This window comes from Mycobacterium shunyiense (assembly GCF_058270035.1).
In genome coordinates this window covers 12346-37478 of sequence record NZ_JBZDPT010000018.1, presented here as the reverse complement: position 1 = coordinate 37478, position 25133 = coordinate 12346, and the positions used below count along the sequence as shown (strand labels likewise).

Here is a 25133-nt window from a genome sequence, read left to right as displayed (position 1 = left end):
GTCAGTACTCCACATCCTGCGAGCGGCGACGAATCGTGGTGACCTCATCGCGTTGATTTCCGGTAGGCCCGTGGTAGTTCAGGGCGAAGGACTGCTGCGCGTACCCGCCGATCAGGTGGGTGGGTTTGATCATGATCCGGGTCAGCGCGTTGTGGATACCGCCTCGTTTGCCGTTCTTCTCGGTGCGCGGCACGTCGACGGCCTTGTCCTGAGCGTGGTACATGAACACCAGACCCTCTGGCATGCGGTGGCTGACGATGGCCCGCGCATTGACCACGCCGTTGCGGTTGGTGCACTCGATCCAGTCGTTGTCCTTGACCCCGATCTTGGCCGCGTCCACGTCCGACATCCAGATGCACTGACCGCCGCGGGACAGGGTCAGCATGTACAGGTTGTCCTGGTATGCAGAGTGAATCGACCACTTGGAGTGCGGGGTCAGGTAGCGCACCGTGATGCCGCCGCTCGTATCGCCCACCTTGGGTTCGTTGAAGAGCGCCGTCATGTCCAGCGGCGGCCGGAACGTGGGCAGTTGCTCGCCGAGCTCACTCATCCAGTCGTGGTCCAGATAGAAGTGCTGCCGGCCGGTCAGCGTGTGCCATGGCTTGAGCCGTTCGGTGTTGATGGTGAAGGGGGAGTAGCGTCGCCCGCCGGTCTCCGAGCCGGACCATTCCGGCGAGGTGTTGACGGGCACCGGCCGGGCCTGGGTGTCCGCGAACGTGATCCGCTTGCCCTCGCTCTCCTTGGCCAGGTCCACCAGTTCGGTTCCCGTGCGGCGTTCCAGCGCCTCGAAACCCTCGACCGCCAGGCGTCCGTTCGTGGTGCCCGACAGCGCCAGGATGGCCTCGGCGGCGTGGGTGTCCTTGGCCAACGACGGGCGTCCGATCGCGACACCGCTGACCACCGCGCCGTTGACACCGCGCAGGTACTCGACCTCGGCGTCGGGGTGGGTGGTCACTCCCTTGGTGGTGAGGCCGACGGTTTCCACCATCGGCCCCAGGGCCGCCATCTTCTCGGCGATGGCCGGGTAGTCGCGGTCCACCATGACCAGCCGGGGCATGGTCCTACCGGGAATCGGTTCGCACTCACCGGCTTTCCAGTCCAGCACGCGACCGCCGGGCTGCGCGGTGGCGTCCGCGCTGTCGTGCTGCAACGGCATGGCCACGATGTCCTTGCGCTTGCCGAGGTGCTTCTCGGCCAGCCAGGAGAAGCCGCGGGCGATGCGGTGGAACGCATCGAAATCGGTCTTGGTCTCCCACGGCGGTGAGATGGCCGGCGAGAACGCGTGGACGAACGGGTGCATGTCGGTACTGGACAGGTCGTGCTTCTCGTACCAGGTGGCGGCGGGCAGCACGATGTCGGAGAACAGCGTCGTACTGGTATTGCGGAAATCGAGGGACAGCAGCAGATCCAGCTTGCCCACCGGCGCCTCGTCGCGCCAGCGCACCTCTTGCGGGCGGATACCGTCCTCGTCGCGCGCGGCGACCGCGGAGTCGGTCCCGAGCAGGTGCTTGAGGAAGTACTCGTTGCCCTTGGCCGACGACCCCAGCAGATTCGACCGCCACACCGTCAGGCAGCGCGGGAAGTTCTCCGGGGCGTCGGGATCTTCACAGGCGAACTGCAGATGACCCGACTTCAGTCCGTCCACAACGTATTCCGCCGCATCCTTGCCCATCCGGGTGGCCTCGTCGGCGAGATCCAGCGGGTTGCGGCTGAAGGTCGGGTAGCTCGGCATCCAGCCGAGGCGGCTGGCCAGGGCGATACTGTCCGCCACCGTGCGGCCCGCGAACTGGCCTTCGGCCAGCGGCGAGGCCATCACCTCCGAGGTGAACGGGTCATACCGCCACTGGTCGGTCGCCAGATACCAGAACACGGTGCCCTGCATCTGACGGGCCGGACGCTGCCAGTCTGCGCCGAAAGCCAGTGTGGACCAACCGGTGACCGGCCGACACTTCTCCTGGCCGACGTAATGTGCCCAGCCGCCGCCGTTGACCCCCTGGCAGCCGGTGAGCATGACCAGCGTGAGAAACGACCGGTAGATCTGGTCGGAATGGAACCAGTGGTTGGTGCCCGCGCCCATCAGGATCATCGAGCGGCCCTTGGAACGTTCGGCGTTGTCGGCGAATTCGCGGGCGATACGCTCGGCGGCCTGGGCGGGAACGCCGGTGATCTCTTCCTGCCACGCGGGGGTGTAGGGCTCGGAGGCGTCGTCGTAGCCCGACGGCCACTGCCCGTCAAGGCCGTCGCGGGCCACCCCGTACTGCGCCAGCATCAGGTCGAAGACTGTCGTCACGCGCTGTCCGGCAACGGTTCTCGTGGGAACGCCGCGTTCCAGGACTCCGGGCTTGTCGCAGTCGAACCGGGGCAGGGCCACGGTAACTGTGTCGTCATGGTTGCCGAGCAGCGTCAGCATCGGGTGGACACCCTGGAGGTCGAGGTTCCAGTGGCCCTCGCCGGACGCGGTGAACCGGTGCCCGAGCGAGCCGTTGGGCACCACGGGCCGCCCGGCCTGGTCCAGGAGGACGGTTTTGGATTCGGCGGCTTCGGTGTCCGCATACTCGCCGCCGAGATCGGCTGCGGTGAGGAACTTTCCGGGGAGCACCCGTCCGTCGCGCTCGGTGAGAGTGACCAGGAACGGCAGGTCGGTGTACTTCTTGACGTAGTCGGTGAAGTAGGGCGTCTGCCTCTCGACGAAGAACTCCTTGAGGATGACGTGACCCATCGCCATGGCGAGTGCCGCATCGGTACCGGGGCGGGCGGGTAGCCATTCGTCGGCGAACTTGGTGTTGTCGGCGTAGTCCGGAGACACCACGACCACTTTTTGGCCCCGGTACCGGGCCTCGGTCATGTAGTGCGCGTCAGGAGTTCGGGTGACGGGGACGTTGGAGCCCCACATGATCAGGTAGCCCGCGTCGAACCAGTCCGCCGATTCGGGCACGTCGGTCTGGTCCCCGAACACCTGCGGCGAGGCCACCGGCAGGTCGGCGTACCAGTCATAGAACGACAGCATCGACCCGCCGAGCAGCGAGATGAACCGGGCACCGACCGCGTGGCTCACCATCGACATCGCCGGGATCGGCGAGAACCCGGCCACGCGGTCGGGTCCGTACTTCTTGACGGTGTGGACGTGGGCCGCGGCGGCGATCTCGGCGGCCTCCCACCACTCGGCGCGGACGAATCCACCCTTGCCGCGGGCGGTCTTGTACCGCTTCGACTTTTCCGGATCCTCGACGATGTCGGCCCAAGCCAGCACGGGGTCCTTCAGGCGCTCCTTGGCCTCCCGGTAGTACTCCAGCAGCACGCCGCGAACGTACGGATAGCGAACGCGCGCAGGCGAATACGTGTACCACGAGAACGACGCACCGCGCGGGCATCCCCGCGGCTCGTACTCGGGCTTGTCGGCGCCCACCGACGGGTAGTCGGTCTGCTGTGACTCCCACGTGATCACGCCGTCCTTGACGTAGATCTTCCACGAGCAGGATCCGGTGCAGTTGACGCCGTGGGTCGACCGCACCACTTTGTCGTGCGCCCAACGGTCCCGGTAGAAGTCGTCAGCCGAGCGGCCGCCGACCTTGTGCAGGGTTCGCTGATCGTCGGAAATCTCGCCGCGGTGAAAGTACTTGCCCAGTCGCAGCAAAGCATCACCGGGTGGTGTGCCGCCTGCACGTGAATCGACCACGAAACCTCCCTGGACGCTGTTGATTCATGAGCGTAGGAGGGTTGCGGAGGCCGTCAAAAGAACGCACCGAGGGGTCGCCGGCGCTGTGAAACCGCGTTAACGCGCAAGTTATTTCACGGGAACGCGGTAGTCATATCAGCAGCCGGCGATGATGTCTTGAACTGCGCTTTCACCTGCGGTGATCGGCGGATCGGCGGCCAAAGTACGGCATGTTGGCGCATTGGACGACGGCGGTTCACACCGCCTGCCGGGCCCGATGATTTATCACCGCGGTAACAATCCGTCGGGGCCCATTCGGTTCCTGCGCGGCGGACAGTGTTGGGGCGGCTCAACCCGGCTTCGTCCAGCAGATCGTGTGCCGGAAGGCCAGCCGACGACGCATCGTCGCGCCGGGCATGACCCGCACGACGATTGATCGAAGTTCATCGAAGCTGAGCTCGGGATCCCGGACCGGGAACGTCGGGGGTTGGGTACCCCCGGGCACCGGCCGCGGATGTTTGACCAGTCCGATGAGCGGGTTCGTCACCGCGGACGCCAGATCCCATGCCGTGTCACGAATCGAGACCGGGGCGGCCAATCCGACAACCAGGAACCGCCCGCCGGGGGCGAGCAAGCGTTTGATCTGCGTCAGCGCCTGCTCGATGTCGAGGTGGTGCAGCACCGCCACCATGGTGACCAGATCGACCGGCCCGTCGAGCTGGTCCAGTTGGCTGTCGTCGATCGTGACGTTGCTCAGCGCGGCACAACGACGGGCCGCTTCGGCACGCATCCCCGCGTCGCGATCCGTACCGCGAACGTGGGTGAATCGATCGGCCAGTTGAGCAACCAGGCCGCCCTGTCCGCACCCGACATCGATCGCCATGTCGCGATGTCGGGGCAGGTTCGACAGGATCCAACCGTGGAAATGGTCGTTGTGACTCCACGGGTGCCTGCTGTTGAAGGCGTGTAGTGCTTCGGCGGCGTGCCTCACCAGCGGGTGCTCGACGCGACGGATGTCCATTCATCCACTGTGCCCCGCGCTCTCCCGTGAGCAGTCCCCCGCAAGCGGGAGGGGCCCCCACCAAAACTGCCCCTTCTCGTGCGAGAAAGGGCAGTTTTGTGTGTGCTCGGCAGGTGAGTTACTGGATGTAGCCCGACGCGGACTGCAGGTGCGCGACGGCGTCGTCCACGATCTTCTCGACCAGCTCGGCGCACGACGGCAGGTCGTTGATGATGCCCGCCACCTGTCCCGAGGCCAGCACACCGGCGCCGGTATTGCCCTCCACCAGGCCGGCTTTGAGCAGCATCGGAGTGTTCGCCGCCATCACGACCTGCGACCAGGTGAGTTCCTTGCCGTGCCGCATGGCCAGGCCGTCCTTCACCATCGACAGCCACGTCATCCCGGAGAGCTTCTTGAACTTCTGGGCGTTACCGATCGCAGCGGCGAAACCGCGTGCTCGCGAACCGCTCTCCAGCTTCTCGACCAGGCCCGTGCGTAGCACCCGGTGCGGCATGCCGTCCACACGGGTGGACACCACGGTGCCATCCAGCGCGGCCTGCAGGTAACGCTCCTTGACGGCGTCGGGAACAGTGGAATCCGAGGTCAACAGGAACCGGGTACCCATCGCCACTCCGGCCGCACCATAGGACAGCGCGGCAGCCAGGCCGCGGCCGTCGAAGAAACCGCCGGCCGCGATGACCGGCATACCGGTGTCCTTGACCGCATCGAGCACCGAGGGCAGCAGCAGCGTCGTCGCGACGGGACCGGTGTGGCCACCGCCCTCCCCGCCCTGCACGATCACCGCGTCGGCCCCCCAACCGGCCACCTTCTTGGCGTGCTTGGCCGCACCGACCGATGGGATCACCACGACGCCGGCGTCTTTCAGCTTGGCGATCAGCTCGGGCTTCGGAGCTAGAGCGAAGGAGGCGACTTTGACTCCTTCGCGGATCAGGAGGTCGACGCGCGCACCGGCATCGCCCGCGTCGGCCCGCATGTTGATGCCGAAGGGTTTGTCGGTGGCGGCCTTGACCTTGGTGACGGCGGTCTGGAGCTCTTCGAGCGTCATCGTTGCTGACGCCAGGATGCCCAGCCCGCCGGCATTGGAGGTTGCAGCGACCAGACGTGCACCGGCCACCCAGCCCATTCCCGTCTGTACGACGGGATGCTCGATGCCGACCAGTTCGGTCAGCGGAGTCTTGAGCTTGCCCATTCTTTAGACCTTGACCTCTTTGTCGCGCAGCGACTTCGGATCGATGACCTCACGCAGCAGCGTGAGCTCCTCTTCGGTGGCCAGCCGGCTGGTCTCGGCTTCCTCCAGACCGTGCACCTCGAACGAGGTGTTGTCGGCCACCTGCTGGGCATCGACCCCGGGGTGCAGCGACACCGCGCGCATCTGATGGTCGGGGCCGTTGAAGTCGAACACGCCCAGGTTGGACACCACGCGGTAGATGTTGGCGAACCGGTACGCGGGGTTCTCCGGATCGACCTTGTCCCAGCCGATTCCGGAGACGATGTCCACCGAGTCGCAGAACACGCGCTTGGAGTGGTTGCCGACGAAGTAGCTCGTGGCGTGGTTGATGCTGTTGCCGGGTGCGCCGCGGACTCCAAACATCTGCCGGGTCGGGTGCTGGATCGGGCCGAAGGCCGACAGGTTCTGGTTGCCGTAGCGGTCGATCTGGTTGGCGCCCATCACCACGTGGCGCTTGCCCCAGGCCAGGGTCTCGAAGACCCGGTTGAACGGCATCCAGCCTTCGACGGCGAAGGGGGCGCCGATCGCCGGGGTGTCGGCCAGGATCCGGGCCTCTCCGTCGGTGAGCACGATGTCGGGGGAGAAGGTCAGCCGGGCCAGTCGGGCGCCGATCTGGACGACGGTGGTCATCGGGCTGGCCATGATCTCGCCGGCGTCGCGGAACAGCTCGGCGCAGGCGACGGCGCACACCTCGGCACGGGTCACGGCAATCACTTGCTGGCCTCCTGATCTTCCTTGAACTTCCGAACGGCAGCCTGGTAATCGGCCTCGCTACCGGACAGGTACGTCTTGACGAACTCGGCCCAGGTCTCGTCGGAGCCTGCAGCCTCTGCGTAATGGCGCTGGAACTTCTCGTCGCGCCGGTAATCGGGTTCGTTGGTGGTGAAGTGGGCGCCGCCCGGTGCCTCCACCACGGAATCGACCATCATCCGGTTGATCAGCAGTGCCTGCGTCGGAACCGCCTTGACCAGTTCCTCGGTGGACACCACGCGCTCGACCGACAGGAAGCGGCGCTGGGCCGACATGAGGAAGAGATCGTCGAAGTACGGGTCGATGCCGGTGTAGGCCGCATTGCCCTGGGCATCACCGAGATTCATGTGCACGAAGGCCGCGTCGAGGTTCAGCGCGGGCATCGCGATCAGTTCCTCGTAGGCGCCGTCGGTCTCATACGGCGACTTCACGGTCTTGAGCTCGTCACCCCAGAAGGTGCGGACGTCGCTGCCGAGTCCGGCGCGAATCGGCAGGAACGGCAGCCGCTGGGCGGCAGCCTGCAGGCCGCAGCGCAGCATGCCCTCGTCCATCTCGCGGGCCTCGATCGCGCCGGTGGTGCGGGCCTTGGCGAACCACGGGTCGTAGAACGGCGGCGAGTCCAGCGACACGAAGCCGTAGTAGACGCGCTTGACCTTGCCGGCCGAGCACAGCAGGCCCAGATCCGGTCCGCCGTAGGTCACGACGGTCAGGTCCTTGACGTCGGTGCGCAGCAGGGCGCGGACGAAGGCCATCGGCTTGCGCCGGGATCCCCAGCCGCCGATGCCGATGGTCATCCCGCTTTCGATCGAAGCGACCGCCTCGTCGAGAGTTGTTCGCTTATCGCTCATTTCGACCCCTTGTCAGTTCCGGCGAAGGCGTCACGGTGCTCGTCGGACACACCGGACAGGTTGAGTTCGAAGGTGAAGCCCTGCTCCATCCGGTAGCGCGCGTTCACGGGCTGCACGTCGATGAAGTTCAGAGCTTCCTTGGCCGCCCGGATCACCCGGGTGTCCTTGCTGGCGATGTCGCGGGCGACGCGCAGGGCCGCTTCGTCGAGTTCCTCGCGGGGCACGACCTCGTGGACGGAACCGAAGTGGTGCAGCGTCTCGGCGGGGACCGTGGCGGCGGTGAAGAACAGCCGGCGCATCAGGTGCTGCGGGACCAGGCGGGACAGATGAGTGGCGGCACCGAGCGCGCCGCGCTCCACCTCGGGGAGGCCGAACTTGGCGTCGTCGGAGGCCACGATCACGTCGGCGTTGCCGACCAGGCCGATTCCGCCGCCCACACAGAATCCGTTGACCGCCGCGACGACGGGGACCTCGCACTCGTACACGGACTTGAACGCGTGGTAGCAGCCGCGGTTGGCGTCGATGAGCGCAGTGAAGCCGTCGGTGTTCTGCATTTCCTTGATGTCCACGCCGGCGTTGAAGCCACGGCCCTCGGCCCGCAGGATCACCACGTGGGTGCTGCGGTCGCGGCCCGCCGCGGTGATCGCGTCGCCGAGTTCGAACCAGCCGGCCGACGGGATGGCGTTGACGGGCGGGTAGTTGACGGTGACCGAGACGATGCCCGGCTCGACTGTCTTGGTGGTGATCGTCATCAATCCACTTCCTGGAGGGGTCGCTACCTAAGCAAGCACTTGCTTGGTACGCTAGCACAGTGACCGATACGCCAGAAGCTGGTGCCATCAATTTGGGTTTGACCGGCAAGGTGGTCCTGGTGACCGGCGGAGTGCGAGGGGTTGGCGCTGGAATCAGCGCGGTTTTTGCCGGTCAGGGCGCCACTGTGGTGACCTGCGCACGCCGCCCGGTCGAGGGACTGCCCTACGAATTCCACAGCTGCGACATCCGGGATGACGACTCGGTGAAGTCGCTCATCGACGCGATCGTCGAGAAGCACGGTCGTTTGGATGCCGTCGTCAACAACGCCGGTGGCTCGCCCTACGTGCTGGCCGCCGATGCGTCGGCGAAGTTCAGCACCAAGATCATCGAGCTCAACCTGATCGGCGCGCTCTCGGTGTCCACCCATGCCAACGCTGTGATGCAGAAGCAGGACTCGGGCGGCACCATCGTCAACATCTCCAGCGTCAGCGGCCACCGGCCCACCCCGGGGACGGCCGCGTACGGAGCGGCAAAAGCCGGCATCGACAACCTCACCTCCACGTTGGCCGTCGAGTGGGCGCCCAAGGTCCGGATGAACTCGGTGGTGGTCGGGATGGTCGAGACCGAGCAGTCCGAATTGTTCTATGGCGACGCCGATTCGATCGCTGCCATTTCGCGGAATGTGCCACTGGGGCGTCTCGCCAAGCCGGCCGATATCGGCTGGGCCGCCGCATTTTTGTCGTCCGCGGCCGCCTCTTACATCAGCGGTGCGTCGTTGGAGGTGCACGGTGGTGGCGAGCCACCGCACTACCTTTCCACCACGACCGCCGACATCAAGTAACTCGAAAAAGGAGACATGACAATGGGATTGCTCGACGGCCGCGTGGTCATCGTTACGGGCGCCGGTGGCGGTATCGGGCGTGAGCACGCGCTCGCGTTCGCCGCAGAAGGTGCCCGTGTCGTGGTCAACGACATCGGGGTCGGCCTGGATGGTTCGCCGGCAGGTGGTGGCAGCGCCGCGCAGAACGTGGTCGACGAGATCGTCGCCGCCGGAGGCGAAGCCGTTGCCAACGGTTCCAACGTCGCCGACTGGGGCCAGGCCGAGGCCTTGATCCAGCAGGCTGTCGACACCTACGGCACGCTCGACGTCCTGGTGAACAACGCCGGCATCGTGCGCGACCGGATGTTCGCCAACGCCACCGAGGAAGAGTTCGACGCCGTCACCGCCGTGCACCTCAAGGGGCACTTCGCCACCATGAAGCACGCCGCCGCGTACTGGCGGGCCAAATCCAAGGCGGGCGAGACCGTTGACGCGCGCATCATCAACACCAGTTCCGGTGCCGGTCTGCAGGGCAGCGTCGGGCAGGCCACCTACAGCGCGTCCAAGGCCGGCATCGCCGCGCTGACGTTGGTTGCCGCAGCCGAGATGGGCCGCTATGGCGTCACCGCGAACGCCATTGCGCCTTCGGCCCGGACCCGGATGACCGAGACCGTGTTCGCCGACATGATGGCCACCCAGGACGACGCGTTCGATGCCATGGCTGCGGAGAACATCTCGCCGCTGGTGGTGTGGCTGGGCAGCGTCGAGTCGAAGAACGTCACCGGCAAGGTGTTCGAGATCGAGGGCGGCAAGGTCCGCGTCGCCGAGGGCTGGGCTCACGGACCGCAGATCGACAAGGGCGCGAAGTGGGATCCGGCCGAGCTGGGCCCCGTCGTCAACGACCTGCTGGCCAAGGCCCGCCCCGCGGTTCCCGTCTACGGCGCATAGTTCTCTCGCCGAACAGACACAAAGCTGCCCCAAATCGCTTGATTTGGGGCAGCTTTGCGTCTGCTCGCGGGTTAGGCGGCGTCCTTCTCTCCGGCTTTGGCTGCGGTCGTGGCCTTCTTGACGGCCTCACCGATCTTGCGGGCCGACGAAGAGACCTGCTCGCGAGTGTCCTCGGCGACAGCCTTCAACTTGTCGTGGGAGCGCTTGAGTGCCTTCGCGACACCGGGCCCAGCCTTGTTGCCGTCGCTGAGATCCGTTGCACCAGAACGTGCCTTGAGCTTGGACTTCATCTCGGTCACGACAGGTTTCGCGGGCGAGGCGACCTGTTGGGTTATGGTCCTCGATGCGGCCTCGGCGCTGTCCACGGTGTCCTCTGTGGCCGCCTTGACGCTCTCGATTCCCGACGACACCTTCTCGGGTAATTCGTTCTCGTTCTTCGGGATTGCCTTGTCGATGCGTTTGACGATCTCCGCGGTGATCGCGCGATTGAACTTGGTCACGGAGAAGCTGGAATCGGCCAGTCCACGGTTGATCGCGGTGGCGATAGCGGCCGGATCACGGGTTTCGAAAGACTGCACGACACCGTCCGCGGCCTGCTGCAGTTGCCTCGACAGCGTGCGCAGCTGTCGGAAGGCCTCGACCCGGAACGGGGTTTCCGGGCCGATTTCGGTGCCGTTCCAGTTGACGACGCGCCAGCCGTCCTCGGGATTGCCCTCGACCACCACGTAACCGGTATTTCGCAGCGGATTGGTCATCAGCCACATCGGGTCCGCATTTTCTGCATTCAGGAAAACCCAGAACATGATCGCGCCGCCGTGCGAGAATGCGGCGACATTTCGATCCCCGTTGTCGTACATCGTCTGAATTGCGCCATCCATGCGGGCATCGAATTCCCGGCCATTGATCGAGCCCGGGATCCGGGCATCCAGGTCGCCCTGCAACCATTTCAACGGCGCTTGAAGATAGCCCTTGACGGCATCGGATTCGGGGGTGCCCTCGTAGATCCCCGCCTCGATCTCCTGTAGGCCGGGGAGGACCTGGATCGGAAGGCCCAGATACTCCGCCATCGGTGCGGCGGTCAGTTGGGTCCGGACCATCGTCGAGGCGTAGATTGCATCGTAGTTGTTGTCGCCCAGTACTTTGACGATGTCACGGGCTTGTTGCTGACCCTTCTCGGTGAGAACGGGGCCCGGTACCGACGAGTCGGCAACGTTCGCGGCATTCGCTGTCGACTCTCCGTGGCGGATGAACGTGATTCGCATGACCTCCGCCGCGTGGGCGGCGGGAATGGCCAGGAGAAATGCCAGGAACATCATTCCTATGCAGGCAATTGTCGCTCGTATACTCGATCTCGGAAAATGACTCATCTTGCTGTGTTCCTCCAATCGTTGTGTACAGGTGGAGCGAGATGAACGTATGACCGAATTGTTTGGAATTGTGCAGATGTCCCGGTGTTCGAGACCGGCTGTTGCGGTTGTTGATGTGAATAAAGAGGCGCCCCAGATCAATTGATCTGGGGCGCCTATTGAAAATGCCGGCCGGTTAGGCGGCGTCCTTCTCGCCGGAGGTGTCGTTGTCGGCACCGGCGTCGGCACCGGCGTCGGCACCGGCGGTCTTGCCGGGCTGGTCGGTGGCCTTCTTGACGGCGTCGCCGAACTTCTTGATCGACGACGACACCCTGTCCTGCGCGTCCTTGACGGCGGTCTGAACCTGCTCGCCGGTACGGTTGACCGGCTTCGTGACGCCGGGCAGCGCCTTGTTGCCGTCGGACAGGTCGGTCGCCCGCGGCTTGACGAGGCCGTCGACAGCAGTCTTCAGCTTCGACTTCGCCCGCGAGATGGGTGCAGAATCAGCGGGTTTCGTGGAGTCCGAGACGCTCTCCGGAGCGGACTGAACCTTCTGCTCGATGCTGTCCGCGGTCGCGTTCAGTGAGGTCTTGATGTTCTCGACCCCGGTGGACACCTTGTCCTGCAGATTCTCGGTGTTCGTCGGGATCGCCTTGGTGGTCCGCTTGATGATCTCCGCGTTGATCGCCCGGCTGAACTTGGTGACCGAGAAGGACGCGTCGGCGACGCCGCGGTTGATCGCAGTCGCGATGGTCACGAAGTCGCCGGTCTTGAAGGCCTCCTTGACCTGGTCGGCGGCGGCGGTGAGCTGACGGGACAAGGTCCGAAGCTGAAGGCCCACCTCGTGGTCGAAGGTCGGTTCCGGGCTGAACTGCTTGCCGTTCCAGTTCACCAGGGTCCAGCCGTCCTCGTTGTTGCCCTCGATGACCACATAGTCTGTGTTGTCCAACTGAGCTGTCTGCAGCAGCTGGAGCTTCTCCATCACGGTGAGGTTCTTGACGTTCATCATCGTCCAGAACATGATGGTCCCGCCGTGCGAGAAGACGACGGCGTTGCGATCACCGTTGTCATACATGGTCTGAAGCGCACCCTTGACCCTGGCGTCGAACGTGTACCCATTTTCGTCGGTGCCGGGCATGAACGTGCCCTTGTTGAATATCGACTCCGGGATCTGGGGAATGACTCCGGGGAACGTCCATCCGATCGGATACAGGCCGTACCCGCCCTGGGCGTCGGCCTCCGGCGTCCCTTCAAAGACGCCGGCGTCGATCTCCTGCAGACCGGGGAGCACCTGAATCGGCAGCCCCAGATACTGCGACATCGGTGCCGCGGTCAGCTGGGTCCGCACCATGGTTGATGCGTAGATGGCGTCGTAGTTGTTGTCCCCCAGCAGTTTGGCGACGTCCTGTGCCTGCTGCTGTCCCTTCGGGGTTAGCACGGGACCGGGCGTCGACGTGTCGATCAACCCCGACGCGTTGCCCGCCGACTCGCCGTGGCGCACGAACGTCACACGCATGACCTCGGCGGCGTTGGCGACGGGCATCGCCAGGAAGAACGCGAGGAATGCCAGGCCGACACCCCCAAGTAGACTTCGATACCGTGACGCCGGCGCGTCACCTCTGCGGCGGTTCATGTGGTTCCTCCGTTGCGGCTGTGTGGATTTCACGTGACCTGCCGGTGACGGTTCGCTGGCCGGCCAGATAGATTGTCTGACCGTCTGCTGTGAAGACGAGCTGTTATCCCATTGCGTGGGAAGATATTTGACAGATTCTTGCGTGCGCTGACGCCCTGCCGCGAATACGACTGAACCCCCTCCTCGGTCGAGGAGGGGGACCGGCCGTTCGTATTACGTTGAGCTACCGCCTAATTCAGGCGGCGTCCTTAGCTTTCGGCTTGGCTGTGCTGTTGTCGGACTTGTCTGCCTTGGTGGTCTTGTCGGCCCCGGTGAGCTTCTTGACCGTCTCACGAGCCTGCTGGGCCGAGGTTTCGATGCCGCTGCGCACGTCGTCGGCGGCCCGGTTGATCCGCTCTCGAACCGCGGCGGCGGGCTTGCCCGGCTCCGCCTTGTTGCCATCGGTCAGCTTGGTGGCGCCGTTGGCCGTACGAGCCGTGGTGATCTTGGCCTTGACCGAATCAGCGGTCTTGTCGGTATCGATGACCTTGTCGACCGTCGATGTGGTGCTCTCGCTGACATTCTCGACGGGGGTCGTCGTGTTCTCGGTGAGTTCGCTCACGGCCGGAGTGCTGCTCTCGGTGACAGCCTTGACAGCCTTCGGGGTGCTGAGCTTCGACACCTGCGTCGTCGACTGGCCCAGCGAGCCCGGGATGCCGGTGATCGCGTTGACGGTGTCGGTCACCGAGTCCTTGACGAACTTGACCCCGGCCTCTGCGACGTCCTGGAGGCCCTGCGCACCGGTGGTCACGATGCCCTGCGCATCCAGCGAGAGAACTGGGATGCGCATGTTGTAGACCGCCTTCTGCGGTGCCACGATCAGGTCGCGCACATTGACGAACATCTGCGTCGGGTAATCCGCGGGTCCGACTTGCTGGCCGGCCCATTCCTTCAGCGTCCAGCTGCCGTCGTCGTTCTTCTCCACCACCACCGTGTCGGTGTTGTTCAGCGGATGCTGCACGATCAGAAGAAGATTCGGGTTGTCGACGTTCATCATCGTCCACATCATGATGGTGGCGCCGTGTGAGAACACCGCGGCGTCGATCTCGCCGTCACCATTGGTGTCGTCGGTGTCCTCCTCGACCTGGGTGAGTGCATTCGTCACCCGCTCGTTGAACTCAAGGCCGTTCTCGCCGCCGGGGATCGGGATGAACTGCAGGCCCATGGTCCAGGCCAACGGCGCGAGGATGTAGCCGATACGGCCGATGCCTTCACTTTCGGGCAGGCCCTCGAAGATGCCGGCACTGATTTCCTGCACGCCGGAGTTCTGCTGCGGGTGGTCCGGGTCGTAGGCACCCAGAACCGTGACCGGCAACCCGCGCTTGGCGGCGAACGGTGCTGCCGTCTCCTGGGTACGGATCATGGTCGAGGCGTAGAGCCCGTCGTACTTGGTGCACTCGGCGGTGGGGCACTGGGCATTGGCCCAGTCGATGGCCTGCTGCTCACCGTTCGGGCCGCCGTTCTGGTTCACCTGACCGTTGGTCAGGTGCGGGCCCGGCGTGCTGGTGTCGATGTACCCGGAGGCGTTGCCCTGGGACTCGGCATGCCGGATGAACGTCACGGTCATCGCCGCGGCGGGCAGGGTTGCCGCCGCGAACAGAGCACATGCAGTCAGGGTGGTTGCGGCGGCACCGGCAGCCCGGCGTCGAGTGGGTCGTTGCATAGGGTCTCCATCGGTTCACGAAAATGTGGCCTGCCGCTCACTTGACGTTCACTGTGTGCGCGCTCACAGAACATAATCAAAGAACTGTTTACCCGTCAATTCAGCTACGCAGAGTTGCGTAATTGTCCAGCTCCCGGACACCTGGCGAACAAAAAACGCCCCCGGACAAAGTCCGGGGGCGCTGCACGTTGTCGGTGGTCAGGCCGGGTCGCAGATCACGATCGGGATCTTGCGGTCCGTGTAGGAGCGGTAGTTCACGAAGTCGGCGTACATGGCGTCGAGCTTGGGCCAGTACGCGTCGCGCTCGGCATCGGTGGCGTCGCGCGCGGTGAGTTCCAGGGTCTCGTGCTTGGTCTGGAACTTCACCTTCGGGTTGGCCACCAGGTTCAGGTACCACATCGGGTTGGTGGCCCGGCCGCCCTGCGAGGCGACCAGCACGATGCGCTTGCCCTCCTGCAGGAACAGCAGCGGGCTGTCACGTTCCTCGCCCGACTTGCGCCCGATCGTGGTCAGGATGCCGACTTCGGCGCCACGCAGGAACTTGTCGCCGAACCGCCCGCCCGTCTTCTTGAAGATCCAGGTCTGGGCGCGCGACATCCACTTGATGGCGGTGCCGGTCGATTTCGCGTTGAGACGTTCGACCTGTTTGGGGCTCAGCGGGCGAGGGGTGTTGGCCATGCGGTGGACCTTAGCGGCTGAGGAACGGGGTCAGGGACGCGCGGATGTGATGGATCTGCCCGTCGGATGCCGGGATCAGGAACGTCTCGTCGACGTGTGAGCAGACCCGCCATCCGAACAGTCGCGGCTTGGTCAGCACGTCGAACTTGGCGCGGATGTTGTCGCCGTCGACGCTGTATTCGGGCGCCGTGGTCTTCTCGATCAACTTGAACTGCGGACCGTTGTTCAGGCTGCGGCGCAAGTGATCTCCGGAACGGCCCGTCTTAAGACCCATCTCGATGCGGATGCAGTCCGGTGTGAACGGGACCGCATCCGCCTGGTGGCTCACCAGCGCATCGATGTAGGCCTGTGCGGCCGCGATGCGCTCGGCGTCTGAGAATGGCACGGGGAAGGCCTCAGATTCTTTCGATGATCGTGCCCGTGGACAGCGCACCGCCGGCACACATGGTGATCAGCGCGGTGCTCTTGTCGGAGCGCTCCAACTCGTGCAGCGCCGTGGTGATGAGGCGGGCGCCGGTCGAGCCGACCGGGTGGCCGAGTGCGATGGCGCCGCCGTTGACGTTGACCCTGTCCATGTCGGCGCCGTGCACCTGCGCCCAGGACAGGACCACGGACGCAAACGCCTCGTTGATCTCGACCAGGTCGATGTCGCCGATCTTCATCCCGGCCTTCTCGAGCACCTTGGCGGTGGACTGCACCGGGCCGTCGAGGTGGTAGTAGGTCTCGGCGCCGACGTTGGCTTGGCTGATGATGCGGGCGCGCGGCTTCAGGCCCAGGGCCTTCGCCTTGTCCTCGTCCATCCACAGCACCGCGGCGGCACCGTCGGAGATCTGCGACGAGGTACCCGCGGTGTGGATGCCGCCCTCCATCACGGGCTTCAGCCCGGCCAGGCCCTCGGCGGTGGTGTCGCGCAGGCCCTGGTCGCGGCTGACCGTGTTGAGTTCGGCCGTCGGCTGCTTGTTCTCGTCGATGACCGGTGCCTCGATCGGGGAGATCTCCCGGTCGAAACGCCCCTCGGCCCAGGCCTGCTTGGCCTTGAGCTGAGACGCCAGGCCGAGCGCATCCACATCGGCGCGGGTGATGCCGCGGCGCTTGGCGATCCGTTCGGCGGCCTCGAACTGGTTGGGCAGGTCGATGTCCCACGACGCGGCGCGGGCACCGCCGCCGTTGGCGCCGAGACCGACCCGGCTCATCGCCTCGATGCCGCAGGCGATACCGATGTCGATGGCGCCGGTGGCGATCAGGCCCGCGATCAGGTGATTGGCCTGCTGCGCGCTGCCACACTGGCAGTCGACGGTGGTGGCACCGACGTGCTCGGGAAGCCCGGCGACCAGCCAGGACTGTCGGGTGACGTTGTTGCCCTGCTCGCCGTACTGCGTGACGCAGCCGCCGATGAGCTGCTCGACGCTGCCGGCATCAATGCCGGCCTTCTCGATGAGGGCTTTCTGGACGGCTCCCAGCAGCTCGGTGGCGTGCAGGCCGGACAACCAGCCGTTGCGCTTGCCGATGGGGCTGCGGGTGGCTTCGACGATGACAGGGTTACCCATGGAGCCAGGCTAGAACACGTTTCATTACTCTGACAAGCGCGGATGCATCACTACCTTTGATCTGCGGTCAAGGCATGTTTCAATGGTCTCAATTGGTACTAGACCACGTTGTTTCAAGCATTGCTGGCTACGCGCACGGCTTGCTACAGACACTAGGAGTAAGACACATGGGCTGCCCCAACATCCCCAAGGATTTCGACTTCCTCGATTCCGAGCTCAACCTCAAGGGCCTGCCGGTCGCCGAACTCGCCGAGCTTCGTAAGGCCGAGCCGGTTCGCTGGGTCGATGTGCCCGGCGGCACCGGAGGCTTCGGCGACAAGGGCTACTGGTTGGTGACCCGGCACGAAGACGTCAAGGACGTCTCGCTGCGCAGTGACGTGTTCTCCAGCGCGATGAACGGCGCGATCCCGGTCTGGCCCCAGGAGATGACCCGCGAAGCGGTCGACCTGCAGCGCGCCGTCCTGCTGAACATGGACGCCCCGCACCACACGCGCCTGCGCAAGATCATCTCCCGTGGCTTCACCCCTCGCGCGCTCTCGCGGCTCGAGGACGAGCTGAACAACCGCGCGCAGCAGATCGCCAAGAACGCGGCGGCCTCCAACTCCGGCGACTTCGTCGAGCAGGTGTCCTGCGAGCTGCCGCTGCAGGCCATCGCCGAACTGCTCGGTGTGCCCCAGGACGATCGCGACAAGCTGTTCCGCTGGTCCAACGAGATGACCGCCGGCGACGACCCCGAGTACGCCGACGTCGACCCGGCCATGTCCTCGTTCGAGGTCATCACCTACGCCATGAAGATGGCCGAGGAGCGGGGCAAGAACCCCACCGATGACATCGTCACCAAGCTGATCCAGGCCGACATCGACGGTGAGAAGCTCAGCGACGACGAGTTCGGCTTCTTCGTCATCATGCTGGCCGTCGCAGGCAACGAGACCAGCCGTAACTCGATCACCCACGGCATGATCGCGTTCTCGCAGAACCCCGATCAGTGGGAGCTGTTCAAGAAGGAACGTCCCAAGACCGCCGTCGACGAGATCATCCGGTGGGCGACCCCGGTGTCGGCCTTCCAGCGCACCGCCAGCGAGGACACCGAGATTTCCGGCGTCAAGATCAAGGCCGGCGAGCGCGTGGTCATGTCGTACCGCTCGGCCAACTTCGACGAGACCGTGTTCGACGACCCGTTCACCTTCAACATCCTTCGCGACCCGAACCCGCACGTTGGCTTCGGTGGCACCGGGGCGCACTATTGCATCGGCGCCAACCTGGCCCGCCTGACAATCAACCTGATCTTCAACGCGGTGGCCGACCACATGCCCGACCTCAAGCCGGTCGGGGATCCCGAGCGGCTGAAGTCGGGTTGGCTCAACGGCATCAAGCACTGGCCGGTGGACTTCACGGGCGCGTGCCCGGTCGCGCATTGAGCACACTGACCGCCTAACGGATCAAGGAGGATTCGGGTGGATTTCACACCGAACCCGGAACAGCAGGCCGTCGCCGACGTGGTGACGTCCGTTCTGGAACGCGACAACTCTTGGGATGCACTGGCTTCCGGTGGAGTCGCGGCGCTGGGAGTGCCGGAACGACTCGGCGGTGACGGTCTGGGTCTGCCCGAGCTGTCCACCGCCTTGACCGAGATCGGTCGCCACGGCACCACCGGCCCGGCGCTGGCCACCATCGGCCTGGGTCTCGTGCCGCTGCTCGACCTGGCCTCGGACGCCCAGCAGGATCGGTATCTGGCCGAGGTTGCCGCGGGTGCTGTGCTTTCTGCGGCGCTGAACGAGCCGGGGCAGTCGCTGCCGGAGCGGCCCGCGGTGAACTTCGCGGACGGCAAGCTCAACGGCACCAAAGTCGGTGTGCCCTATGCCGAGACGGCGAAGTGGCTGCTGGTCACCGCAGACAACGCGGTGGTGGTGGTCTCGCCCACGGCTGACGGTGTGACGGTCACCAAGACCCCGACCGCCAACGCTTCCGACGAATACGTGGTCACCTTCGCTGACGTCGCGATCGACGCCGACGACGTGCTCGACGGCGCGAGCGCGCACCGGGTCAACCAGCTGGCGCTCGCCGCCACCGGCGCGTTCGCTGCCGGGCTGGTGGCCGGCGCGTTGCGCCTGACCGCCGACTACGTGGCAACGCGTGAGCAGTTCGGTCGTCCGCTGTCGACGTTCCAGACCGTGGCCGCACAGCTGTCCGAGGTCTACATCGCCTCGCGGACGATCTCTCTGTTGTCCACCTCGGTCCTGTGGCGGTTGTCCGAAGGCCTTGACGCCGACGAGGACCTGGCCATCCTGGGCTACTGGTTCACCTCTCAGGCCGCGCCGGCCATGCGGCTGTGCCATCACCTGCACGGCGGTATGGGTATGGACATCACCTACCCCATGGACCGCTACTACTCCTCGATCAAGGATCTGACCCGACTGTTGGGCGGGCAAGCGCATCGCCTCGATTTGGTGGGAGCGTAATGTTCATCGATCTGACCCCGGAGCAGCGTGCGCTGCAAGCCGAACTGCGGGAATACTTCTCGACTCTCATCACGCCCGAAGAGGCCGAGGCGATGGAGTCCGACCGGCACAACGAGGCCTACCGTGCCGTGATCAAGCGCATGGGCAGCGACGGCAAGCTCGGCGTCGGTTGGCCCAAGGAGTACGGCGGCCTGGGCTTCGGCCCGGTCGAGCAGCAGATCTTCATCAACGAGGCCAACCGGGCCGACATCCCGCTGCCGATGGTCACGCTGCAGACGGTAGGCCCCACCCTGCAGGCCCTCGGCACCGAGGAGCAGAAGAAGAAGTTCCTGCCCGGAATCCTGGCCGGTGAAGTGCATTTCGCCATCGGTTACTCCGAGCCCGATGCCGGTACCGACCTGGCGTCGCTGCGCACCACCGCGGTGCGCCATGGTGACGAGTACATCGTCAACGGCCAGAAGATGTGGACCACCGGCGCGCATGACGCCGACTACATCTGGCTGGCGTGCCGCACCGATCCGACTGCGGCCAAGCACAAGGGCATCTCGATCCTGATCGTCGACACCAAGGATCCCGGCTACTCCTGGACCCCGATCATCCTGTCGGACGGCGCGCACCACACCAATGCGACGTACTACAACGATGTGCGGGTGCCCGCCGACATGCTCGTCGGCGAGGAGAACGGCGGCTGGAAGCTCATCACCACCCAGCTCAACCACGAGCGGGTCGGCCTCGGGCCGGCCGGCCGGATCGCCGGCATCTACGACCAGGTGCACACCTGGGCATCGAAGCCGGGTTCGGACGGCGTCACGCCGATCGAGCTGGACGCCGTGAAACGGCTTCTGGGACAGATCAAGTCGATCTGGCGGATCAATGAGCTGCTCAACTGGCAGGTGGCGGCCTCGGGCGAGACCATCGCCGTGGCCGATGCTGCCGCCACCAAGGTGTTCTCCACCGAACGGCTGCAGGAAGTCGGCCGGCTGGCGGAAGAGATCGTCGGTGGTTACGGCAATCCCGCTGATCCGGAAACGGCTGAGCTGCTGGTCTGGCTGGACAAGATGACCAAGCGCAACCTGGTGATCACCTTTGGCGGTGGCGTCAACGAGGTCATGCGCGAGATGATCGCGGCGTCGGGCCTGCGGGTGCCGCGGGTGACCCGGTAGAGCGAAGGGTTGAGATGAGCGCGAATCTGCAGGCCGGCATCGACGAGATCATCGCGGCTGGGCAAAGCAAACCGACGGTGGCCCGGGATCTGGTGAATCAGCCGATGATTCACCACTGGACTGACGCGATCGGCGACAAGAACCCGATCTACGTCGACGCAGAGGCAGCACGAGCTGCCGGGCATCCCGGCATCGTCGCGCCGCCAGCGATGATCCAGGTCTGGACCATGATGGGCCTGGGTCGCACCCGCTCCGACGACGATCCGCTGGGCCGTGCGATGAAGCTGTTCGACGACGCCGGGTATGTCGGCGTCGTGGCGACCAACTGCGATCAGACGTATCACCGTTACCTCGAGCCCGGTGAACAGGTGGTGATGAGCGCCGAGATCGTCGGCATCGTCGGCCCGAAGCAGACCGCGCTGGGTGAGGGTTACTTCATCAACCAGAAGATCCGTTGGCACGTCGGGGACGAGGAAGTCGCCGACATGGACTGGCGGATCATGAAGTTTCTGCCGGCCGGCAAGCAGGCCGCCGATGAAGCCGCCGAAACCTATGAGATCCCAGAAGATCTCGACCCCGACAAATTGATGCGTCCGTCCTCCTCGCGGGACACCAAGTTTTTCTGGGACGGCATCAACGCCCACGAACTGCGGATCCAGAAGCGGCCGGATGGTGCGCTGCAGCACCCGCCGGTGCCCGCCGTGTGGGCCGACAAAGATGCTCCGGCCGACTACGTCGTGGCGTCCGGCAAGGGAACGGTGTTCAGCTACGTCGTGCACCATGCCCCGAAGGTGCCCGGACGCAGCTTGCCGTTCGTGATCGCTCTCGTCGAACTCGAAGAGGGTGTGCGCATGCTGGGTGAGCTGCGCGGGATTGACGCCGATCAGGTGAAGATCGGAATGCCCGTCACCGCAACCTATATCGACTTCCCGGACAGTGAGATCAGCCCGGCCTGGACGTTGTACGCATGGGAGCCCCAAGCATGAGCCTGACTGTTTCCGACGTCCGAGTGGGCACAGCACTCCCCGAACTCAAGATCTACGGCGACCCGACGTTCATCGTCTCCACCGCCATCGCGACACGCGACTACCAGGATGTGCACCACGACCGGGACAAGGCGCAAGCCAAGGGTTCCAAGGACATCTTCGTCAACATCCTGACCGACACCGGACTGGTCGGCCGGTACGTGACCGACTGGGCCGGGCCGAACGCCGTCATCAAATCGATCAAGCTCCGTCTCGGAGTGCCGTGGTACGCCTACGACACGATCACCTTCACCGGTGAGGTCACCGAGATCGAGGGCGACCTGGTGAGCCTGAAAGTGGTGGGCAGCAACAGCCTTGGCAACCATGTCATCGCCACGTCCACCCTTACGCTCGGAGGCGCCAAGTGAGCCTGTCTGGTAAAGCCGCCATCGCCGGTATCGGCGCCACCGACTTCTCCAAGAACTCCGGCCGCAGCGAGCTGCGTCTGGCCGCCGAGGCTGTGCTCGACGCCCTCGATGACGCCGGCCTCAAGCCGTCGGACGTAGACGGCCTGGTGACGTTCACGATGGACTCCAACCTGGAGACCGCCGTGGCCCGCTCCACCGGGATCGGGGACCTGAAGTTCTTCAGCCAGATCGGCTATGGCGGCGGCGCCGCAGCGGCGACCGTCCAGCAGGCGGCTCTGGCCGTCGCGAGCGGTGTCGCGGAAGTCGTTGTGGCCTACCGGGCCTTCAACGAGCGCTCGGAGTTCCGGTTCGGCCAGGTGATGACCGGTCTGACCGTGAACGCCGACTCGCGTGGCGTGGAGTACAGCTGGTCGTACCCGCACGGCCTGAGCACCCCGGCCGCGTCAGTCGCGATGATCGCCCAGCGATACATGCATGAATACGGCGCCACGAGTGCGGATTTCGGCGCGGTGTCGGTGGCGGACCGCAAGCATGCCGCGACCAACCCGAAGGCGTTCTTCTACGGCAAGCCGATCACCATCGAGGACCATCAGAACTCGCGGTGGATCGCCGAACCGCTGCGGCTGCTCGACTGCTGCCAGGAAAGCGACGGCGGGGTGGCCATCGTCGTCACCACGCCCGAGCGAGCCAAGGATCTCAAGCACCGGCCGGCGATCATCGAGGCCGCCGCCCAAGGGGCAGGCACCGACCAGTTCACGATGTACTCGTACTACCGCGACGAGCTGGGGCTGCCCGAGATGGGTCTGGTCGGCCGTCAGCTGTGGGAGCAGAGCGGCCTGTCACCCGACGACATCCAGACGGCGATCCTCTACGACCACTTCACCCCGTACACCTTGATCCAGCTCGAGGAGCTCGGCTTCTGCGGTAAGGGCGAGGCCAAGGACTTCATTGCCGGCGGCGCCATCGAACTCGGCGGCCGGCTGCCGATCAACACCCACGGTGGTCAGCTCGGTGAGGCCTACATCCACGGCATGAACGGCATCGCCGAGGGCGTGCGGCAATTGCGGGGTACCTCGGTGAACCAGGTCGACGGCGTCGAGCATGTGCTGGTCACCGCGGGCACCGGCGTGCCGACCTCCGGGCTGATCCTCGGATAAAGGTGCATCGCCACCCCCTCCGGGCACGGTAATGTTTGCTCCGGTTATGCATCACGCGTAGAAGGGGGCCGCGGTATGGCGGTGGAGCGCGACAGTAGCCCGTACGGGTCGCAGACGTTGCTCGGGCCGGGTTGGCCGAATGTCGACGAGGAACAGCTGACCGCGGCGGCGGCGTCGTATCAGAAGATCGCCGCCAAGATCAGCGGCACCGTCGTCCCGCAACAGACTAGCCAGCTGTCGAAGCTTCAGGGTGGCTGGGAAGGCACCGCATCGCTGGCTGCCTCGGGTGAGGCGACCACGATGATCGGCGGTCACGAGGCCAACGGTCTACAGGCACAGGCCATCTCCACGGCGTTGATGAAAATGGCAGCGACCGTGGCGGAGACCAAGACGATCGTGAACGCGGTCTCGCAGGAAGTGCAGCATGAGGTCGAGCAGATCCAGAATCTGGGGCCGCTTGCCGGTCCCAACGTGCAGGCACTGATCGAGAGCCGCATCAAGGCGGGTTTGGCCCAGAACACCGCGACGGTCTCGGCTGCCTCTGTTGAGATGGCGGACAGCCTCAGCACGATTGCCAACCTGCCGCAGGTCGGCACCCCGCCGACGGCGCAGGCGCAGCAGGCGGCCCAAAAGGGTGCCGATTCGATGATGCAGCTGATCAGCCAGCTGCCGCAGATGCTGGGCCAGATCCCGCAGATGGCCGGCCAGATTCCGCAGCAGCTTTCTCAACCGCTGCAGCAGATGGCGCAGCCGCTGCAGCAACTGGTCTCGCAGTTGGGTTCGGGCGGCAAGGGCACGGGCGGCGGGGTCAGCCCGTTCTCGTCGTTCTCGAACCATCCGGCGGCCGGTGGCTCCGGACCCAGCAGTGGTGCGGGCATGGTCAAGGCCGCGGGTCTGCCCGGGGGCTCGGGTGGCGGCAGCCCTCAGACTCCCTTGCTTGCCAAGATGGTGGGCGGTGGCAGTACTTCGCCAGTCTCGGTAGACCCTGGTGCCAGCGCCGCTGTGATCGGCGGTGTCGCCCCGGTGGCGGCGGCCAACTCGGCCGGCGGCATGGGTGGTGGCATGGGCATGATGGGCGGCGGCCAGCGTGGCGGTGGCGGCGGGGGCACCGCGACCGGGCTGGCGGTCCCGGCTCCTTTGGAACACGACACGGGGGATGGTGACGATGACTATGACGATTGGTGATCTGTCTCGACGAGAAGGGGACAACCGTGGGTGAGCTTGGCCCGGTGAAGATGAGCGGGACGCTCGGCTGGGACGCCGCGTCGTTGAACCTGCCCGACATGCCGCCGATTCAGGCCGGCGAAGACGCGATGAGCGCGACCATCTCCGGCATCCTGCCGACCCTGGCGGCCTCGCTGACCACCAATGTGACGGCGTTGTCGGCCAAGGAAAACATGTTCAACGCCAAGCTCTCGGACGCCCAGGGCGCCTACGAGAAGGCCGACGAGTCCGGTGGGCAGGGCGTCGGCCAGCTCAGCCAGATGATGGGGCAGCTGGGCCAGATGGGCCAGATGGCCAGTGCACCCTCGCAGGCCATGGGCCAGATGGGTGGACAGTTCGGCCAGTTGATGGAGCCGATGATGAAGGCCATGGAGGGCGCCAAGGGCGGCGGGGAGAACGGCGGTGCACCAGGTGCCGGCCAGCCCGGCGGCCCGGGTGGTCCTGGTGGCCCGAACCCGCAACAGCAGCAGGACGAACGCGAGGCCAAGCTCGACGAGCGGGACAAGCAGCAGGACGATCGCGAGACGGCGCAGAACGACCGCGATGTCGCTCAGGACCGACGCGAAGCCGGCCTGGATGCGCGGGAGACGCAGATGAGCGCCCCGTCAGGCGGGGCGGCGTCGGCGGCTCCGCACTCGGCGCCTCCGGTCACGCATTCCGCACCGCCTGCCGCGTCTGCTCCGCCTGCCGCCGCGCCGAGCCAGCCGGCTCCGGGCCCGGTTCCGGTAGCACCCGAGGCCCCGCGTCATTCCGGCGGAGACGATCTCTGGAAGCGGATGTAATTGTGTTGCGTGTGAACGCCCGTCGG

The 25133-nt window shown here is 65.4% G+C and carries 22 protein-coding genes; 10 read left to right on the top strand and 12 right to left on the bottom strand.

Annotated elements, in window-relative coordinates; genetic code table 11:
- Position 1 precedes the first annotated feature (1 nt).
- From AC4ELS_RS11960 to echA20, 6 genes are all read right to left on the bottom strand, one after another.
- Positions 2-3676, bottom strand: coding sequence for a nitrate reductase subunit alpha (locus AC4ELS_RS11960; protein ID WP_499047510.1), 3675 nt, complete (start codon positions 3674-3676; stop codon positions 2-4).
- A gap of 328 nt (positions 3677-4004) precedes the next feature.
- Positions 4005-4676 (bottom strand): class I SAM-dependent methyltransferase, encoded by a 672-nt coding sequence (locus tag AC4ELS_RS11955; protein WP_498888181.1) that lies wholly within the window; start codon positions 4674-4676, stop codon positions 4005-4007.
- A gap of 118 nt (positions 4677-4794) precedes the next feature.
- Complete coding sequence (gene ipdC, locus AC4ELS_RS11950; RefSeq protein ID WP_064958057.1) at positions 4795-5865, bottom strand: (3aS,4S,5R,7aS)-5-hydroxy-7a-methyl-1-oxo-octahydro-1H-indene-4-carboxyl-CoA dehydrogenase; 1071 nt, start codon at positions 5863-5865, stop codon at positions 4795-4797.
- Between the two features lie 3 nt (positions 5866-5868).
- On the bottom strand, positions 5869-6618 hold the full coding sequence (ipdB, locus tag AC4ELS_RS11945; RefSeq protein WP_463795247.1) for a cholesterol ring-cleaving hydrolase subunit IpdB: 750 nt from the start codon (positions 6616-6618) through the stop codon (positions 5869-5871).
- Entirely contained in the window at positions 6615-7502 is an 888-nt protein-coding gene (gene ipdA / locus AC4ELS_RS11940; RefSeq protein ID WP_499047507.1) for a cholesterol ring-cleaving hydrolase subunit IpdA, read from the bottom strand. Before ipdA ends, ipdB begins: the two co-directional genes overlap by 4 nt.
- The gene (gene echA20 / locus AC4ELS_RS11935; RefSeq protein ID WP_463795250.1) at positions 7499-8254 is read right to left on the bottom strand and encodes a (7aS)-7a-methyl-1,5-dioxo-2,3,5,6,7,7a-hexahydro-1H-indene-carboxyl-CoA hydrolase; all 756 of its coding nucleotides are present in this window, start codon (positions 8252-8254) and stop codon (positions 7499-7501) included. The genes ipdA and echA20 overlap by 4 nt, the downstream gene beginning before the upstream one ends.
- Before the next feature lie 59 nt (positions 8255-8313).
- On the opposite strand from echA20, the gene AC4ELS_RS11930 reads away from it, so the two are divergent.
- Both AC4ELS_RS11930 and AC4ELS_RS11925 read left to right on the top strand, forming a co-directional pair.
- Entirely contained in the window at positions 8314-9096 is a 783-nt protein-coding gene (locus tag AC4ELS_RS11930; protein WP_064883715.1) for an SDR family oxidoreductase, read from the top strand.
- Positions 9097-9117: 21 nt separating this feature from the next.
- Positions 9118-10023 carry an SDR family oxidoreductase gene (locus AC4ELS_RS11925; RefSeq protein ID WP_499047517.1) on the top strand — a complete coding sequence of 302 codons (906 nt, stop codon included), beginning with the start codon at positions 9118-9120 and terminating at the stop codon, positions 10021-10023.
- A 71-nt stretch (positions 10024-10094) separates the two neighbouring features.
- Here AC4ELS_RS11925 and AC4ELS_RS11920 read toward each other — a convergent pair whose 3' ends face one another.
- From AC4ELS_RS11920 to AC4ELS_RS11895, 6 genes are all read right to left on the bottom strand, one after another.
- A complete protein-coding gene (locus tag AC4ELS_RS11920; protein ID WP_499047505.1) occupies positions 10095-11630 on the bottom strand; it encodes a histidine phosphatase family protein in 1536 nt (511 codons plus the stop codon).
- Positions 11566-13002, bottom strand: a complete 1437-nt coding sequence (locus AC4ELS_RS11915; RefSeq protein ID WP_499047503.1) for a histidine phosphatase family protein — start codon at positions 13000-13002, stop codon at positions 11566-11568. Before AC4ELS_RS11915 ends, AC4ELS_RS11920 begins: the two co-directional genes overlap by 65 nt.
- 235 nt (positions 13003-13237) lie before the next feature.
- Positions 13238-14704 (bottom strand): histidine phosphatase family protein, encoded by a 1467-nt coding sequence (locus AC4ELS_RS11910; RefSeq protein ID WP_498888351.1) that lies wholly within the window; start codon positions 14702-14704, stop codon positions 13238-13240.
- Positions 14705-14902: 198 nt separating this feature from the next.
- Entirely contained in the window at positions 14903-15382 is a 480-nt protein-coding gene (locus AC4ELS_RS11905) for a nitroreductase family deazaflavin-dependent oxidoreductase (protein ID WP_064883707.1), read from the bottom strand.
- A gap of 10 nt (positions 15383-15392) precedes the next feature.
- Positions 15393-15767 (bottom strand): DUF8021 domain-containing protein, encoded by a 375-nt coding sequence (locus AC4ELS_RS11900; RefSeq protein WP_448445623.1) that lies wholly within the window; start codon positions 15765-15767, stop codon positions 15393-15395.
- 10 nt (positions 15768-15777) lie between these two features.
- Positions 15778-16929 carry a steroid 3-ketoacyl-CoA thiolase gene (locus tag AC4ELS_RS11895; RefSeq protein ID WP_064883704.1) on the bottom strand — a complete coding sequence of 384 codons (1152 nt, stop codon included), beginning with the start codon at positions 16927-16929 and terminating at the stop codon, positions 15778-15780.
- Between the two features lie 167 nt (positions 16930-17096).
- Between AC4ELS_RS11895 and AC4ELS_RS11890 the strand changes: the two genes are divergently transcribed.
- From AC4ELS_RS11890 to AC4ELS_RS11855, 8 genes are all read left to right on the top strand, one after another.
- A complete protein-coding gene (locus tag AC4ELS_RS11890) occupies positions 17097-18347 on the top strand; it encodes a cytochrome P450 (protein WP_064958047.1) in 1251 nt (416 codons plus the stop codon).
- A gap of 36 nt (positions 18348-18383) precedes the next feature.
- Positions 18384-19388 carry an acyl-CoA dehydrogenase family protein gene (locus AC4ELS_RS11885; protein ID WP_064883700.1) on the top strand — a complete coding sequence of 335 codons (1005 nt, stop codon included), beginning with the start codon at positions 18384-18386 and terminating at the stop codon, positions 19386-19388.
- Positions 19388-20551, top strand: coding sequence for an acyl-CoA dehydrogenase FadE29 (gene fadE29, locus AC4ELS_RS11880; RefSeq protein WP_064883698.1), 1164 nt, complete (start codon positions 19388-19390; stop codon positions 20549-20551). The genes AC4ELS_RS11885 and fadE29 overlap by 1 nt, the downstream gene beginning before the upstream one ends.
- Before the next feature lie 14 nt (positions 20552-20565).
- Positions 20566-21537 carry a bifunctional MaoC family dehydratase N-terminal/OB-fold nucleic acid binding domain-containing protein gene (locus AC4ELS_RS11875; RefSeq protein WP_498888355.1) on the top strand — a complete coding sequence of 324 codons (972 nt, stop codon included), beginning with the start codon at positions 20566-20568 and terminating at the stop codon, positions 21535-21537.
- Positions 21534-21944 (top strand): MaoC family dehydratase, encoded by a 411-nt coding sequence (locus tag AC4ELS_RS11870; RefSeq protein ID WP_254358683.1) that lies wholly within the window; start codon positions 21534-21536, stop codon positions 21942-21944. Before AC4ELS_RS11875 ends, AC4ELS_RS11870 begins: the two co-directional genes overlap by 4 nt.
- Positions 21945-21946: 2 nt before the next feature.
- A complete protein-coding gene (gene ltp2, locus AC4ELS_RS11865) occupies positions 21947-23101 on the top strand; it encodes a 17-hydroxy-3-oxo-4-pregnene-20-carboxyl-CoA lyase (protein WP_174554232.1) in 1155 nt (384 codons plus the stop codon).
- 75 nt (positions 23102-23176) lie between these two features.
- Positions 23177-24286 carry a hypothetical protein gene (locus tag AC4ELS_RS11860; protein ID WP_448445629.1) on the top strand — a complete coding sequence of 370 codons (1110 nt, stop codon included), beginning with the start codon at positions 23177-23179 and terminating at the stop codon, positions 24284-24286.
- A 26-nt stretch (positions 24287-24312) separates the two neighbouring features.
- Positions 24313-25107, top strand: a complete 795-nt coding sequence (locus tag AC4ELS_RS11855; RefSeq protein WP_448445631.1) for a hypothetical protein — start codon at positions 24313-24315, stop codon at positions 25105-25107.
- The last annotated feature ends 26 nt before the right edge of the window (positions 25108-25133 follow it).

Excerpts from the sequence above, each read along its gene's own strand:
- fadE29 (WP_064883698.1), top strand. The coding sequence starts at position 19,388 with ATGTTCATCGATCTGACCCCGGAGCAGCGTGCGCTGCAAGCCGAACTG.
- AC4ELS_RS11925 (WP_499047517.1), top strand. The coding sequence starts at position 9,118 with ATGGGATTGCTCGACGGCCGCGTGGTCATCGTTACGGGCGCCGGTGGC.
- AC4ELS_RS11860 (WP_448445629.1), top strand. The coding sequence starts at position 23,177 with ATGGCGGTGGAGCGCGACAGTAGCCCGTACGGGTCGCAGACGTTGCTC.
- AC4ELS_RS11895 (WP_064883704.1), bottom strand. The coding sequence starts at position 16,929 with ATGGGTAACCCTGTCATCGTCGAAGCCACCCGCAGCCCCATCGGCAAG.
- AC4ELS_RS11890 (WP_064958047.1), top strand. The coding sequence starts at position 17,097 with ATGGGCTGCCCCAACATCCCCAAGGATTTCGACTTCCTCGATTCCGAG.
- AC4ELS_RS11875 (WP_498888355.1), top strand. The coding sequence starts at position 20,566 with ATGAGCGCGAATCTGCAGGCCGGCATCGACGAGATCATCGCGGCTGGG.
- AC4ELS_RS11915 (WP_499047503.1), bottom strand. The coding sequence starts at position 13,002 with ATGAACCGCCGCAGAGGTGACGCGCCGGCGTCACGGTATCGAAGTCTA.
- echA20 (WP_463795250.1), bottom strand. The coding sequence starts at position 8,254 with ATGACGATCACCACCAAGACAGTCGAGCCGGGCATCGTCTCGGTCACC.
- AC4ELS_RS11910 (WP_498888351.1), bottom strand. The coding sequence starts at position 14,704 with ATGCAACGACCCACTCGACGCCGGGCTGCCGGTGCCGCCGCAACCACC.
- AC4ELS_RS11870 (WP_254358683.1), top strand. The coding sequence starts at position 21,534 with ATGAGCCTGACTGTTTCCGACGTCCGAGTGGGCACAGCACTCCCCGAA.
- AC4ELS_RS11955 (WP_498888181.1), bottom strand. The coding sequence starts at position 4,676 with ATGGACATCCGTCGCGTCGAGCACCCGCTGGTGAGGCACGCCGCCGAA.
- ipdC (WP_064958057.1), bottom strand. The coding sequence starts at position 5,865 with ATGGGCAAGCTCAAGACTCCGCTGACCGAACTGGTCGGCATCGAGCAT.
- AC4ELS_RS11905 (WP_064883707.1), bottom strand. The coding sequence starts at position 15,382 with ATGGCCAACACCCCTCGCCCGCTGAGCCCCAAACAGGTCGAACGTCTC.
- ipdA (WP_499047507.1), bottom strand. The coding sequence starts at position 7,502 with ATGAGCGATAAGCGAACAACTCTCGACGAGGCGGTCGCTTCGATCGAA.